The organism is Antrihabitans stalagmiti (assembly GCF_016482825.1).
Lineage (GTDB): Bacteria > Actinomycetota > Actinomycetes > Mycobacteriales > Mycobacteriaceae > Antrihabitans > Antrihabitans stalagmiti.
This window is the reverse complement of sequence record NZ_JAEMNV010000009.1, coordinates 145,282-158,142: the sequence shown is the minus strand read 5'-3', so window position 1 is coordinate 158,142 and position 12,861 is coordinate 145,282. Positions and strand designations below refer to the sequence as shown.

Sequence of the window (12,861 nt, the reverse complement as noted above, 5' to 3'; positions counted from 1 at the left end):
CCACGGTCTCCTAAATGGGCAGATTGTATTTTGCGTGGGCGTAGAGCATTTGGGACAGGACTTCCCACACCAGGCGCGCTGTGATGCCGCTCGGGTCGTAGATCGGCGCGAGTTCGCAGTTGTCGACCGCGGAAAGTCCACGCTCACCGATCATTTGGCCAAGTCGGATGATTTCAGGTCCGGTGAATCCCGCGGGTTCGGGTCCTGTGGTGCCGGGCGCGTAGGCCGAATCGATAACGTCGGTGTCGAAGGAGACGTACACGCCGTCGACACCGTCCCAGGCGCGGTCGAGCGCCTCGTTGAGGATGGTCTCGAAGTCGTTGTTGCGGATGTCGCGCATCGTGTAGACCGCAATGTTGCGGTTGCGTACCGCGGTCCACCAGTCGGGGACGTTGATCGTCCCGCGGGCTCCGATCGCGACGATGTTCTTGTGGTCGACGTTGGGGAGGTCGCCCGCGCGCACGAGGCCACTGCAGTTGGTTTGAAACTCGCCGCCGATTTCCTCGCCTGCGTCGAGATGGGCGTCGAGGTGGAGATATCCCATCTTCTTGTCGGGACCGAGATGCTCGGACAGGGCCCGCGCGCCGGGTACGCACACCGAGTGGTCGCCGCCGACGGTGATGGGAATGGCGCCTGCAGCGAGGATGGTGTCGATTTCGTGTTGGACGAGTTCGTGTGTGCGCACAGCGTTTCCGATGGCGAGCGGACTGTCGCCGCAGTCGACAAGGCCGAAGGCTTCGAACAGGTCGATGTCCCATTCGAAGGACCACGGGAAGCACATGTTGGACGCGATGCGGAGGCCGCGGGGTCCGTTGGCGGAGCCGGGTCGTTCGATTGCAGCGTTGGCGCCGTCGAACGGGAATCCGAGAAACGCGGCCTTTGCGCCGGATCCTTCGAGTTGGGACGGGGGGACGTGCGGCGCGCCGAGAACCGAGAGGATGCCACTGGTGATTGCGGCGAAGTTGGTCGGGCGGATGTGTGCGGTCATCGTGCTGCTCCTGTTTCGAGTGGGTTGTGCTGGGTGTCGTGAGCGATATCGGTGGGTGTGGTCGGACTCAGGTCTGTGATCGGGGTGATCGAGGTGCGGCGGGTGGCGTAGACGACCAGTCCGACGATGGTGAGAATCAGCAACATCAACGGCACCGAATAGCGTTCGTACCAAGGCGCTTCCGCTATTCGGGGCCACGCGATGTTGACGGTTTGGAAGACGCTCCACACGGTTGCGAAGACCGCAATGGGGAAGCTGAGCCGGCCGAGGCTGAAGGTCGACCTAGGCCAGCCGTGGCGAAATTGATAGACGGTGCGTGCCGACAAGACCAGCGAGAAGGTGATGAAGAATCCGCCGACGGTGAAGCCGATCAGGGTGGTGTAGACGTCGCCGATGCTGCTGGTGATCAAGATCAGTGTCGAAGCGACGCCGACGACGAGCAGTGCGGTAACTGGCAGGCCGTGCTTGAGCGACAGCTTCGCGACGCTGGCGGCGCAGGGGAGTGCCCGATCCCGTGCCAACGCGAAGACCAATCTCGAGGCCGATGCCTGAACGGCGACCAGCGTCGCGAAGAAGGCGACGAGTAGAAGTACGAACACCGGTTGGGCGATGGTGCTGCCCAACCTCGCGGTGAGAACGTCGATGACGAGGTCGCCGGACCCGGATGTCGAGCCAGCTGCCAGGTCGGGTGTGGCAAGAATGATCGACAGTGCGGAGAAGCTGACGACGAGCGCGACCGAAAGAAGGGAAACGATCATGGCTTTCGGAACGGCGCGTTCGGGGTTACGCACTTCCTCGCTGATCGAGCTTGCAGCTTCGAAGCCGACGAACGACCATCCCACGAACGCGACGGCGGCGAGGAGCCCGGACCAGCTGCTGTCTGTTCCGTTGCTGGCCGCACCGTTGAAAAGCACGGAGAGCGGTTGCATCTTGTGGAAGGCGATCAGGTAGACGCCGATGGCGACGCTGCCGACGAGTTCGGCGACCAACGCCGCCCAAACGAGGTACTTCACTACGGATCGACCCGCCGCATTGACGGCCGTCACCAGCGCGACGATGCCGATCGCGACGGCGATTGTCGTCCAAGTGTCGAATGGCTGCAGACCCACGGCGGGCGGCAGAAAGGTCGCAGTTCCGTATGCGACCGCTGCGGTGGAAATGGTGAGTGTCCAGGCGTAGAGCCAGCCCGTCATCCAGCCGAGCCAGGTCGGGGCCAACCGGCGAACCCATTGGTAGACACTGCCTTCGATCGGCCACCGGGAAGCCAGTTCGCCGAATACGAGAACGACGAGGATCTGTCCGGCTAAGCCGATGGGAAAGGCCCACCAGCCGCGGGCGCCGCTCGCTGTGATGACCAACGCGAAGATCGAGTACAAGGCGACGATCGGTGAGATGAATGCAAACGCGACGGCGCCGGCAGACCAGATCGTGAACTCTCGACGAAGATGCGCCGAGGTGTGGTGAGTTTGTTCAGACACTGAGTGTCTCCTTGCCGCCGGATCGGGATGTGACGCAATCCTCAGCCCAGCGGGGCATGGAGAACAAGACGAATACCGGAAACTGGACTCAGAAACGTGCTGGATAATGCCCTAGTTGCTGTGTATGTGTCCCGGAATCCGGCACATTTAGCCGCGCATTGGTTGGATAGGAACGGCGCATCCGGTCGAGACTGACGTAAGAATTGAGCACATGGTTCCTGCTTCGGCGATCGGACGACTCTGCACGGCGATGATCTGCGGAACGGTGATCGGCGTCGGCGTCGGTTGGTTGGCAAACGGGCTCGTCGGTGTTCTCGCCGGTATCGCATCGACTGCAGCACTGTTCGCGGTAGCCGGGTGGCTGGTGCTGTGGCCCATGAACGCCGACAGCACCCGTCGCCATGCGGGACGAGAGAACTTTCGGCCGGCGGTCGACGAACTGATCGTCGTCGGTGCGGCGTTGGGCGGCTTGGTCGCCGTCGTGTTGCTGCTTGTGTCCGGGCGCGACACCGACAGCCGTGCATCTGCCGCCATCGCAGTCGGGGCGGTGGCGATGTCGTGGGCGGGTCTGCACCTGATGTACGCCGCGCGATACGCCTACCTCTACTACGCGGATGTTCCCGGCGGCATCGACTTCAATTCCGACGAACCGCCGGCCTATCGGGACTTCTTCTATTTCAGCTACAACCTCGGCATGACCTACCAGGTGTCCGACACATCGGTCTCGAGTTCAGTGATTCGTGCAGTCGCACTTCGGCATTGCCTGCTGTCCTATACGTTCGGCACCGTCATTCTTGCCACAACCATCAACCTGGTCGTAGGGATTGTCACCGGCTGAGGGGCCTGCGCCTCGTGAGTCTTTTCGGAGGTCGGGCGCGCCGAAAAGACGCACGAGCGGCGGAGCCGCGGAACGTTCTCAGAGATCCTGTCGCACCTGGCCGTAGCGACGGACACAACAGTCGTCGGGTCAGGTCGGTGCCGCATCGCGGCGCACACCGACGCAAGCGAGGCCAGGCAACTCGACCACGCGTGCGATCGTGCCTACCGTGAGGGGTTACGCGTACAAGGGTTTTCTGGGGTGATTGTGCTGCTGGGACCTTGTCGAGCGGTGCAGTGGCACCGCGAACTCCTGCTCGATGCGGCCGAGCCTTGTGCTCAGCCGGCAGCAGTGCCACGTGTCGTAACCGCGCGTCGGGGTCGACGACTTCTTGACGGAACCCTCACACCCATCGGCAGACCATTGATACTTCGCTGATAGCAGGGGTCTGCGGCAACGGTGATCACGACCCCGACTGTGCTTCCGATACCAACAGTGCGACGTGCAGCGAGGTCATCGATTCACCGTCGGCGAGGTCGACGCCGAGAATGTCTTGTATTCGAGCTAGTTTGGCGTACAGCGCGGGCCTGCTCATGTGCAGCCGGTTGGCGAGAGCTGATTTGTTGCCGGCGAGTTCGACGTAGCCGCGCAAAATTTCGACGTAGCGATCGCCGGACACGATGTCGTGCAGGATCAGTACTCGCAACTCGGCCTCCGCGAAGCGCTGTACGCGAGGGTCGCCACGTAGCAGGGACACGAGTCCACGTATCCGGATGTCGTTGACTCGGAAACAGATTCGTCCGTTCGATGGCATCGACAGCGCGACCTCGGCGACGTGCCCGGCTTCGCCGATTCGGCGGATCGCCTCGACGAGATCGTGTTGGGGCGTTGCGATACCGAAAACCATTTCTTTCGAGTCGCTTTGGCGTCGCGCACCGGTATGGAGTGCGATGGCCAGTGAGTCGAGTACCTCGTGCTGAGTACGCCCTCGAACGCCCCGAAGTGAGAGCACCATTCCGACTTCACCGGAGCCGCGAATGGAGAACAAACCGGTGTGGCCATTCGCTTTCACCGCATGGACCACCGCATCGAGCAGCTGAGTACTACGCCGCAGGGCCGCGACCGGGTCTGCGTCGTGCGGCCAGTCGCGGCAGCGGACCGTTGCAGGTACGTAGGACTCCACCGGTCGTAGGCCGAGTGCGAATGCGCGAGCAGTGATGTCGTCCTTGTTTCGAATTCGTTCTTGCAGAACGTCTTCCAACAGTCCTGCTTGTGCCTGGTGTTCGATGTCGAAGCGGTCACGTTCGGCCATTCTGTGCAACACCAACGCCTGGGCTGCTCGTTCGAGGACCATCGTGACGCGCGGAATCGGCAACGCGCGAAGAGCGATCAGTCGGCCCCATTCTTCGCCGTGTCGCCCGACGGGCGCGGATATCCAATCCTGCGTATCCGCCGAGGCCGTGCCTGGGCCGACGTGCAGGCGCGATCGACGTTCCCAGTCCCGCAGTAGTTCTGCGGTGACATGGCCTGCGGCGGCCACCGCCACGGCTTGATGTGCGAGGTCTTCCAGCACGATCGGCGTGTCCAGCAGTTGAGCTGTCGCGTCGACGATGTCGGTCGGTGACCCACGCTGCATACCCAAGTCGGTGAACATCTCGTGGGTCCTGCGTGCGAACGCAACTTCCGCGAACTGTTCGGCGACGATCGCACGATGGACCTGTTCTGTGACGTCGACGAAGCGGATCACCCGATGCAGAGCGATCAGTGCGAGTCCGAGTTCCGCCGCGATGGAACCTGCATCGGCTGGGAGCGGCGCATCGGGCGCTCCGAGTTCGACGACGACGCCTACGGCTCGTTCCCGGGAGAGCCCCGCGAGGTAGTGCCGTGGGGACCGACGCAGCGCCGCGCCGGTGGTGAGGACCAGCTCGCCGCCTTGCAGAAGATCGGACAGGTCCGAAACGTCGCTCACGTGCACCCAACGCACCGGCGTATCGAGACCGTAAGAGCTCAACACCTTGGGCTTACCAGCCTGTACCACTGGCAAATCGATGATCTCCGCTACGGTCATGGCCATTTACGAAGTGTATGTCGAGGCGGCCAATTGCATACATAGTGCTCGGTCCGTGGATGTGTATCTCAGAGGAGGGTGGTCGTACCGCCATTTGATCAACCACCTCCCGAAAGGGGTCTCCTCGATGACCGAAACAGTGCAGCATTGGTGTGACGGGAAAGTATTTACCGGCGAATCCGGTAGGACCGCGATCATCACGAATCCGGCGACTGGTGAGGTCACCGCGGAGGTGGCACTCGCGAGCATCGAGGACGCCGAGCACGTCATCGATGGCGCCGCGGCCGCGTTTTCGGAGTGGCGCGACACCTCGGTCGCCAAGCGAACCCAAGTCCTGTTCGCATTTCGGGAACTGCTCAATGCTCGCAAGGGCGAGTTGGCGGAGATCATCACCCACGAACACGGCAAGGTGCTCGCCGACGCGCTCGGTGAGGTGACCCGCGGCCAGGAGGTTGTCGAGTTCGCCTGCGGGATAGCACATCTGCTCAAAGGCGGCTTCACCGAGAATGCGTCGACCAGCGTGGACGTCTATTCGATCCGCCAGCCTCTCGGGCCGGTCGCCATCATCAGTCCGTTCAACTTTCCTGCGATGGTGCCCATGTGGTTCTTCCCGATCGCGATTGCCGCGGGCAACACTGTCGTTCTCAAACCCAGCGAGAAGGACCCGTCGGCGGCGTTGTGGATGGCGCAACTGTGGGCCGACGCAGGACTCCCCGCCGGTGTCTTCAACGTGTTGCAGGGCGACAAGATCGCGGTCGACGAACTGCTGACCAACTCGAAGATCAAAGCGATCAGCTTCGTCGGCTCGACTCCGATCGCGCAGTACGTATACGCGACCGGAACTGCAGCGGGTAAACGCGTTCAGGCACTCGGCGGCGCCAAGAATCATGCGATCGTGCTGCCAGACGCCGACCTAGACCTCGCCGCCGATGCCATGGTCAATGCAGGCTTCGGTTCGGCGGGCGAACGATGCATGGCGATCTCGGTGTGTGTTGCGGTCGGCGCGATCGCCGACGATCTGGTGGCAAAGATTGCCCAGCGGACTCGCACTATCAAGACTGGCGACGGTACCGGCGATGCGGACATGGGTCCGCTGGTGACGAAAGCACATCGCGACAGGGTCGCCTCCTACGTCGATGCAGGGGAAGCGGACGGCGCCACGATCGTCGTCGACGGGCGCGCCGTCCAGGCAGACGGCGGTGCAGACGGCTTCTGGCTCGGCCCCACCCTGATCGACCATGTCACCGCGCAGATGTCGATCTACACCGACGAAATCTTCGGACCTGTGCTCGCGGTGGTCCGCGTCGAGTCCTACGGCGAGGCAATGGATCTCGTCAACTCCAATGCCTACGGCAACGGAACCGCCATCTTCACCAACGACGGTGGTGCTGCTCGCCGGTTCCAGAACGAGGTCGAGGTCGGCATGGTCGGAATCAACGTACCCATCCCAGTTCCCATGGCGTACTACAGCTTCGGCGGTTGGAAGAATTCGCTCTTCGGCGACACCCACGCGCACGGCACCGAAGGTGTGCAGTTCTTCACAAGAGGTAAGGCAGTCACGAGTCGGTGGCTCGATCCCAGCCACGGCGGCATCGAACTCGGCTTCCCGCAGAACGCCTGAACGAGAACGGATTTCGCTATGACACTCACCACCGCCATACGTACCGAAGCCGAACGGACCTACGATTTGGACCGCGCCCACGTGTTCCATTCCTGGTCGGCGCAGGCGCAGATCAGCCCGATGACGATCACGGCCGCGGCAGGCTCCTACGTCTGGGACGGCGACGGCAATCGGCTGCTCGACTTCTCGTCTCAGCTGGTCAACGTCAACATCGGTCACCAGCACCCGAAGGTCGTCGCCGCGATCCAAGCCCAGGCGGCGACGCTGTGCACCATCGCCCCGCAACATGCGAATGCTGCTCGCTCGGAGGCTGCACATCTCATAGCCGAGCGCACGCCTGGCGACCTGAACAAGATCTTCTTCACCAACGGTGGCGCCGATGCCAACGAGCATGCCGTGCGCATGGCACGGCTGCACACAGGCCGCTACAAGGTATTGGCTCGATACCGCTCGTACCACGGCGGTACCGACACGGCGATCAATCTCACAGGCGACCCTCGCCGCTGGCCGAACGACTACGGCAACAGCGGCGTCGTGCACTTCTTCGGCCCGTTCCTCTACCGCTCGCATTTCAACGCGACCACGGAAGCGGAAGAATGCGAACGTGCGCTCGCGCACCTCGAGTCGGTGATCGCGCTGGAGGGTCCGTCGACCATCGCCGCGATCGTGCTCGAATCAGTGCCGGGCACCGCCGGTATCATGGTCCCGCCACCCGGATACCTGATGGGTGTGCGGGAATTGTGCGACCGGTACGGCATCGTCTTGATCGCCGACGAGGTGATGGCTGGTTTCGGTCGCACCGGAAAGTGGTTCGCCGTAGATCATTTCGACGTCACGCCCGACCTGTTGACCTTCGCGAAAGGCGTCAACTCCGGATACGTGCCGCTCGGGGGAGTAGCCATCAGCCCAACGATCGCCGAAACATTTGCCGATAGGCCGTATCCGGGTGGTCTCACCTACTCGGGTCACCCGCTGGCGACGGCTGCGGCCGCAGCAGCGATCACAGTGATGAGCGAGGAGGGCATTGTCGACAACGCTGCGCGCGTCGGCGCGGAGGTCATCGGGCCGGGATTGCGCGAGCTTGCGACCAGACACCCGAGCATCGGTGAGATCCGTGGGCTGGGTGTCTTCTGGGCAATCGAGTTGGTGAAGGATCAGGTCACCCGCGAACCACTTGCTCCCTACGGTGCTTCCAGTCCGGCGATGAACGCCGTGGTTGCCTCCTGCAAAGCACAAGGATTACTTCCGTTTGCCAACTTCAACCGCGTTCACGTGGTGCCGCCGTGCACCGTGACCGACGAGGAGGCGCGAGCCGGCCTTGCGATCATCGACGCTGCTCTCGACATCGCAGACGCGGGCCTTGCCTGACGGGTCGTAGCTTGGTCAGGACGCGGGGTTGTATCCGGTCGCCGATCGCGCATAGGAGTGCAGCGCGTCGATCACTTCGCTGCGGGTGCGGCGGCCGGCAAGCACTTCCATCTGATAGCCGTCTTCCATGGCGACGAAATTCGCTGCAAGCATTCGCGGCTTCTCGGACAGCTCGAAGTATCCCTTGGACTGTCCGAGAACGAGAATCCCTTGGTAGACGGCTATCTGGCGCTCGGTGAGCGCACTGTCGAGTGCTGCTGCCCTGGCGTCGCGCAAGCATCTCGGCCAGCATTCGAACAGCATTCGCGTGAGCGTGTCGTCCGGACCTGTGGCGACACCCTGGTCGATGCAGACGCGTAGCTTCTCGCGTGGGTCGGGGAACTTATCCGCTGTGTCTTCGCGCAGCTGGCTGTAGCGCTCGATGGCCTTCTGGTAGGTCTCGTAGATCAAGGCGTCGAGATCGCCGTAGTAGAGGACGGCGGCCGGTGTGATCCCGGCCTGCTCTGCGACGTCTCGCAACCGAACGCCCTCGAGTCCGCGCGCGAATACGGCGCGCTCGACTGCGTCGCTCAGCTCTGCTCGGCGTTCGTCTCGACTCGCCTTGCGCGCCATCTGGTCTCTCCTCAGCTAGTTCGATAAAAATAAATTTAACAGATATCTCCGCAGCTATTGACCTATTGGCTAACGATCTCTTAAATTTCTATTTAACAACTTCTTCGAAATCTAGGAGCTTACCGTGGCAACCAACCCAATCGAAGCTGGGGCCAGCCTCGGCGCTCCGCCCACCCGCACCGGAAAGGGTCTACGCGGCAACACTGTCGGCTTGTTGGCTGCGGTGACGCTCGGCCTGTCCAGCGTTGCGCCTGCCTACAGCCTCGCCGTCAGCCTCGGATTCGTCGTGATGGTGGTCGGCGACCTCGCTCCGGCGGCACTGCTGCTGGGATTCGTGCCGATTCTGCTGACCGCCTTTGCATTTCGAGAACTCAATCGCGAGATGCCGGACTGCGGTACGACCTTCGTCTGGACGACAAGGGCCTTCGGACCACTGCCAGGATGGCTCTCCGGTGGCTGGGTCCCGCAGATCGCGACACTCATCGCAATGACCGCGCTCTCCCGCGTAGGCGCGACCTATCTACTCGACCTCGTCGGTCTGGATTCGTTGGCTACCAACGATATTGCCGTACTCGTCACAGCCATGCTTATTCTCGCCGCCGTCACGACGGTCGCGTATCGCGGTCTCCAACTCGCAGCATCGGTGCAGTACGTGCTCGTCGGAATTCAGTTCGTCGCCCTACTCGGCTTCGGCATCGCGGCGTTCGCCCGTGACGGAGCCTCCGCTCCGAGCCTCTCGTGGCTCAACCCTTTCGCGATGGGCGGCTTCGGCCCGTTCGCCGAAGCTGTGCTGCTCTGCCTGTTCATCTATTGGGGTTGGGATGCGTTGATCACGGTCAACGAGGAAACCGAGGACAGCGACCGCATTCCCGGTAAAGCCGCAGTCATCTCGACGCTTGTGCTCCTTGGTTCGTACCTGTTCACAGCCTTTGCCGCGCTCAGCTTCGCAGGGACCGGAACGGACGGTTTGGGCCTCGGCAACGCCGACAACGCCGCGGATGTGCTTGCGGCCCTTGGTACTCCGGTACTCGGGTCGGCACTGGCGACGGTCGTGCAGGTCGCGATCTGCGTCTCCGCGGTGTCAGCCCTGCTCACCTGCATGATTGCGAGTCCACGCACGACTCTTTCCATGAGCAGCCACGGCGCACTTCCCAAGGCGTTCACCAAAATTCATCCCGTGTACGGCACACCTGCGTTCGGCACTCTGTTCTACGGCATCTTTGCCACCGCACTCCTCGCGTTGCTCACGCTCCTTTCGGGCAACTTCCTCGGCGATGCGATCCTGTCGATCGGACTGCTCATCGCGCTGTACTACGGCGTCACCGGCTTCGCATGCGTGTGGTATTTCCGTAACCAACTTCGCGGCTCGATGCGGGACCTGCTTCTGAAGGGAGTGTTGCCTGCGACGGGGGGAGTCCTGATGCTTGCTGCGTTTGCTCGCAGCGCACACGACATGCTCGACCCCGCATACGGCGTCACCTCCTTCCACGGCGTCGGTGGCGTGTTCTTGCTCGGTATCGGCTCGATCGTCGTCGGCGCTGTCGTGATGGTGATCGTCAGAACCCGTTTCCGCTCCTTCTTTCGCGACGGCCGCACCGCCGTCATCACATCAACCCAGATCGAGGCCTGAGTCATGCGCACACTTGCAATCGCCGTAATCCAAACTGCACCAATTGCTTTCGATCAGGACGCTACCTGGGAGTTGTACGCGCAGCAGGTTCGCGCTGTTCGCAACACTTTCTCGCACGTCCAATTGGTCGTCGTTCCCGAGTTGATGCTGATGGCGGAGGGGTCACTCCTGCAAGCGCGCGACGGCTGGATGGAGCAGACCGCGATCTCGATACCGAGTCCCGACACCGACCGAATCTGTGCGCTGGCAAAGGAAACCGGCCTGTGGCTCGTGCCGGGAAGTGTGTACGAGCGCGGAGTGGATCAGCAGATCTACAACACCGCTCTCGCCGTGTCGCCGCAAGGCGAGATCATCGCGACCTACCGCAAGATCTTTCCGTGGCAACCATACGAAACATCCACCCCAGGAGACGAATTCGTCGTCTTCGACATCCCCGAGATCGGTCGGGTCGGACTCGCGATCTGCTACGACGGGTCGTTTCCCGAGACAGCTCGGCAACTCGCCTGGCTTGGGGCCGAGGTCATTATCCAACCGACACTGACGCCGACCTGCGACCGCGACATGGAGCTCGTCTGCGCGCGCGCCAACGCCTGGACCAACCAGGTGTACGTCGTCAACGTCAATGGCGCCAGCCCGTCCGCAGTTGGCGCGAGTGTGATCGTCGATCCTGAGGGAACGATCCGCCAACAAGCGGGGGAGGGTGAGGAAGTGCTGATCGACGTCCTCGATCTTGACGCCGTCACCATGGCACGCACGTTCGGCACGATGGGCATCAACCGACCATGGGACCAGGTGGCCCGCCATGGCGGGTCGATCCGGCTTCCCATGTACGGCGGCGCGTCCATGAAAACCCCACCGTGGCACGAGAAACTCGGTTCCTAGTCACCAGTTCCGAGTCCAGATCGTGAAGAGTTGCACCCCCTGCAGGGGGCGCAACTCTTCACGATAGATCTTCGCGGCGAAGGGTGTCGTTGATGCGGCGTGCTTCTGCGAGCTGGTCTTCGAGAATGATGATGCGGCAGGCAGAGTCGAGTGCAGTGCCGGCGTCGACGAGTTCGCGTGCCCGAGCTGCCAGGCGCAACTGGTAGCGGGAGTAGCGGCGATGACCGCCTTCGGAGCGTCCCGGAGTCAGCAGTCGAGCAGCGTCGAGGCTGCGTAGGAATGCTTGTGTGACACCGAGAATTTCAGCGGCGTGTCCCATGCTGTAGGCGGGGTAGTCCTCGTCGCCGAGTCTGTCGTCGAGATCGTGATCAGGGCTGTTCGATGGAACTTGGCTGGGAATGTGTCCAGCACCTTTCTGCTTCGACTTCGATGTCCGGCCCGAAAAAGACGGGGGCCCCGGCGCAAGTTGCGGCGCCGGGGCCCTGGTGGACATCTGACCTACTTACTTACATCACCCGGGGCGCGATACCCGGGCGTTGGAACGGATGTGCCGAGACCTACTTACTGGTGTTGCGACTTACGGGTACTGCACTTGCTGGTGTTGCGACTTACGGGTACTGCACTTGCTGGTGTTGCGACTAACTCGTACTTCGTCCTACTAGTACTGCTGGTCTCGGCACACCCAGCTTCGGGTCTTGCTCTTCTTCGACTTGCTCTTCGTGCGACACCTAAGTTACATCAGCCTTGCCGAAAAGTCTAGTGCGGCGACTGTAGATTTTCTCAATCCACCGAAGAATGCTCCTCGACCGGCACGACGCGCCTTCGAACCAGAGGCTAGGCAGATCGACGGATGGTCACGCTGCGCAGCGGCGAAGGCCGTGCACCGGATGGTCGGCAAGACAGCAAGTCTCGAGCCACACCGATCTGGCATAGGATCTGAGAACGCCATCGGCGTTCAGAACTAGGACAGGGGCACAGGTGCGTTACGTATTTCTGTCGCAACAGTGGTTCGACGCTGTCGAGGCGCTACGAGCCGAGGCGCCCGGTCTGCTGTCAGCCGCGTCCGAGCATCGAATCAATGTCGTCGTTCGCGATGCGCCGGACGGAGATGTCGGCATGCACGTCGTGGGAGGTCGATTCGATCGCGGTCTCGCGGATGACGTTTCGACGACGGTGTCGATGCCGTTCAGCGTCGCCAAGAATCTGATTGTCGAAGGCGACCCGAACTCTGCCTTGCAGTCGTTTATGAAGGGGGACATAACCATCGACGGGAGTGTCCTCGATCTGCTCGCCATTCAACAGACAGTCGGTGGCGGCTCGGACGACCAGCTTGCGTTCATCGAGAGCGTGCGCTCCCTCACCGCATAGCGTTCGTCACTCAGCTTGGATTTTCGCCG

General features: G+C 62.2%; 11 protein-coding genes. 6 read left to right on the top strand and 5 right to left on the bottom strand.

Annotation, left to right across the window (positions count from 1 at the left end; all coding sequences use genetic code 11):
• Window positions 1–10: 10 nt before the first annotated feature.
• Window positions 11–988, bottom strand: a complete 978-nt coding sequence (locus tag JGU71_RS24215; RefSeq protein ID WP_199707167.1) for an agmatinase family protein — start codon at window positions 986–988, stop codon at window positions 11–13.
• Window positions 985–2,466, bottom strand: a complete 1,482-nt coding sequence (locus tag JGU71_RS24210) for an APC family permease (protein WP_199707166.1) — start codon at window positions 2,464–2,466, stop codon at window positions 985–987. The genes JGU71_RS24215 and JGU71_RS24210 overlap by 4 nt, the downstream gene beginning before the upstream one ends.
• Window positions 2,467–2,677: 211 nt before the next feature.
• On the opposite strand from JGU71_RS24210, the gene JGU71_RS24205 reads away from it, so the two are divergent.
• On the top strand, window positions 2,678–3,304 hold the full coding sequence (locus JGU71_RS24205; protein WP_199707164.1) for a DUF1345 domain-containing protein: 627 nt from the start codon (window positions 2,678–2,680) through the stop codon (window positions 3,302–3,304).
• Between the two features lie 442 nt (window positions 3,305–3,746).
• On the opposite strand, the gene JGU71_RS24200 is transcribed toward JGU71_RS24205, so the two are convergent.
• Window positions 3,747–5,357, bottom strand: a complete 1,611-nt coding sequence (locus JGU71_RS24200; RefSeq protein ID WP_199707162.1) for a PucR family transcriptional regulator — start codon at window positions 5,355–5,357, stop codon at window positions 3,747–3,749.
• Window positions 5,358–5,478: 121 nt separating this feature from the next.
• On the opposite strand from JGU71_RS24200, the gene JGU71_RS24195 reads away from it, so the two are divergent.
• Together JGU71_RS24195 and JGU71_RS24190 are read left to right on the top strand one after the other, a co-directional pair.
• Window positions 5,479–6,972 (top strand): CoA-acylating methylmalonate-semialdehyde dehydrogenase, encoded by a 1,494-nt coding sequence (locus tag JGU71_RS24195; protein WP_199707161.1) that lies wholly within the window; start codon window positions 5,479–5,481, stop codon window positions 6,970–6,972.
• A gap of 18 nt (window positions 6,973–6,990) precedes the next feature.
• The gene (locus tag JGU71_RS24190; RefSeq protein ID WP_199707159.1) at window positions 6,991–8,340 is read left to right on the top strand and encodes an aspartate aminotransferase family protein; all 1,350 of its coding nucleotides are present in this window, start codon (window positions 6,991–6,993) and stop codon (window positions 8,338–8,340) included.
• Between the two features lie 15 nt (window positions 8,341–8,355).
• Here JGU71_RS24190 and JGU71_RS24185 read toward each other — a convergent pair whose 3' ends face one another.
• The gene (locus tag JGU71_RS24185; RefSeq protein ID WP_199707157.1) at window positions 8,356–8,952 is read right to left on the bottom strand and encodes a TetR/AcrR family transcriptional regulator; all 597 of its coding nucleotides are present in this window, start codon (window positions 8,950–8,952) and stop codon (window positions 8,356–8,358) included.
• A 124-nt stretch (window positions 8,953–9,076) separates the two neighbouring features.
• Between JGU71_RS24185 and JGU71_RS24180 the strand changes: the two genes are divergently transcribed.
• Window positions 9,077–10,582 (top strand): APC family permease, encoded by a 1,506-nt coding sequence (locus JGU71_RS24180; RefSeq protein WP_199707155.1) that lies wholly within the window; start codon window positions 9,077–9,079, stop codon window positions 10,580–10,582.
• 3 nt (window positions 10,583–10,585) lie between these two features.
• Window positions 10,586–11,464, top strand: a complete 879-nt coding sequence (locus tag JGU71_RS24175; RefSeq protein ID WP_199707153.1) for a carbon-nitrogen hydrolase family protein — start codon at window positions 10,586–10,588, stop codon at window positions 11,462–11,464.
• A 58-nt stretch (window positions 11,465–11,522) separates the two neighbouring features.
• On the opposite strand, the gene JGU71_RS30620 is transcribed toward JGU71_RS24175, so the two are convergent.
• Entirely contained in the window at window positions 11,523–11,783 is a 261-nt protein-coding gene (locus tag JGU71_RS30620; RefSeq protein ID WP_233530055.1) for a MerR family transcriptional regulator, read from the bottom strand.
• Window positions 11,784–12,442: 659 nt separating this feature from the next.
• Between JGU71_RS30620 and JGU71_RS24165 the strand changes: the two genes are divergently transcribed.
• Window positions 12,443–12,832: a hypothetical protein gene (locus tag JGU71_RS24165; protein WP_199707151.1), complete on the top strand. Its 390-nt coding sequence runs from the start codon at window positions 12,443–12,445 to the stop codon at window positions 12,830–12,832.
• Window positions 12,833–12,861 lie beyond the last annotated feature (29 nt).

Excerpts from the sequence above, each read along its gene's own strand:
- JGU71_RS24185 (WP_199707157.1), bottom strand. The coding sequence starts at position 8,952 with ATGGCGCGCAAGGCGAGTCGAGACGAACGCCGAGCAGAGCTGAGCGAC.
- JGU71_RS24215 (WP_199707167.1), bottom strand. The coding sequence starts at position 988 with ATGACCGCACACATCCGCCCGACCAACTTCGCCGCAATCACCAGTGGC.
- JGU71_RS24190 (WP_199707159.1), top strand. The coding sequence starts at position 6,991 with ATGACACTCACCACCGCCATACGTACCGAAGCCGAACGGACCTACGAT.
- JGU71_RS24175 (WP_199707153.1), top strand. The coding sequence starts at position 10,586 with ATGCGCACACTTGCAATCGCCGTAATCCAAACTGCACCAATTGCTTTC.
- JGU71_RS24200 (WP_199707162.1), bottom strand. The coding sequence starts at position 5,357 with ATGGCCATGACCGTAGCGGAGATCATCGATTTGCCAGTGGTACAGGCT.
- JGU71_RS24205 (WP_199707164.1), top strand. The coding sequence starts at position 2,678 with ATGGTTCCTGCTTCGGCGATCGGACGACTCTGCACGGCGATGATCTGC.
- JGU71_RS24195 (WP_199707161.1), top strand. The coding sequence starts at position 5,479 with ATGACCGAAACAGTGCAGCATTGGTGTGACGGGAAAGTATTTACCGGC.
- JGU71_RS30620 (WP_233530055.1), bottom strand. The coding sequence starts at position 11,783 with ATGGGACACGCCGCTGAAATTCTCGGTGTCACACAAGCATTCCTACGC.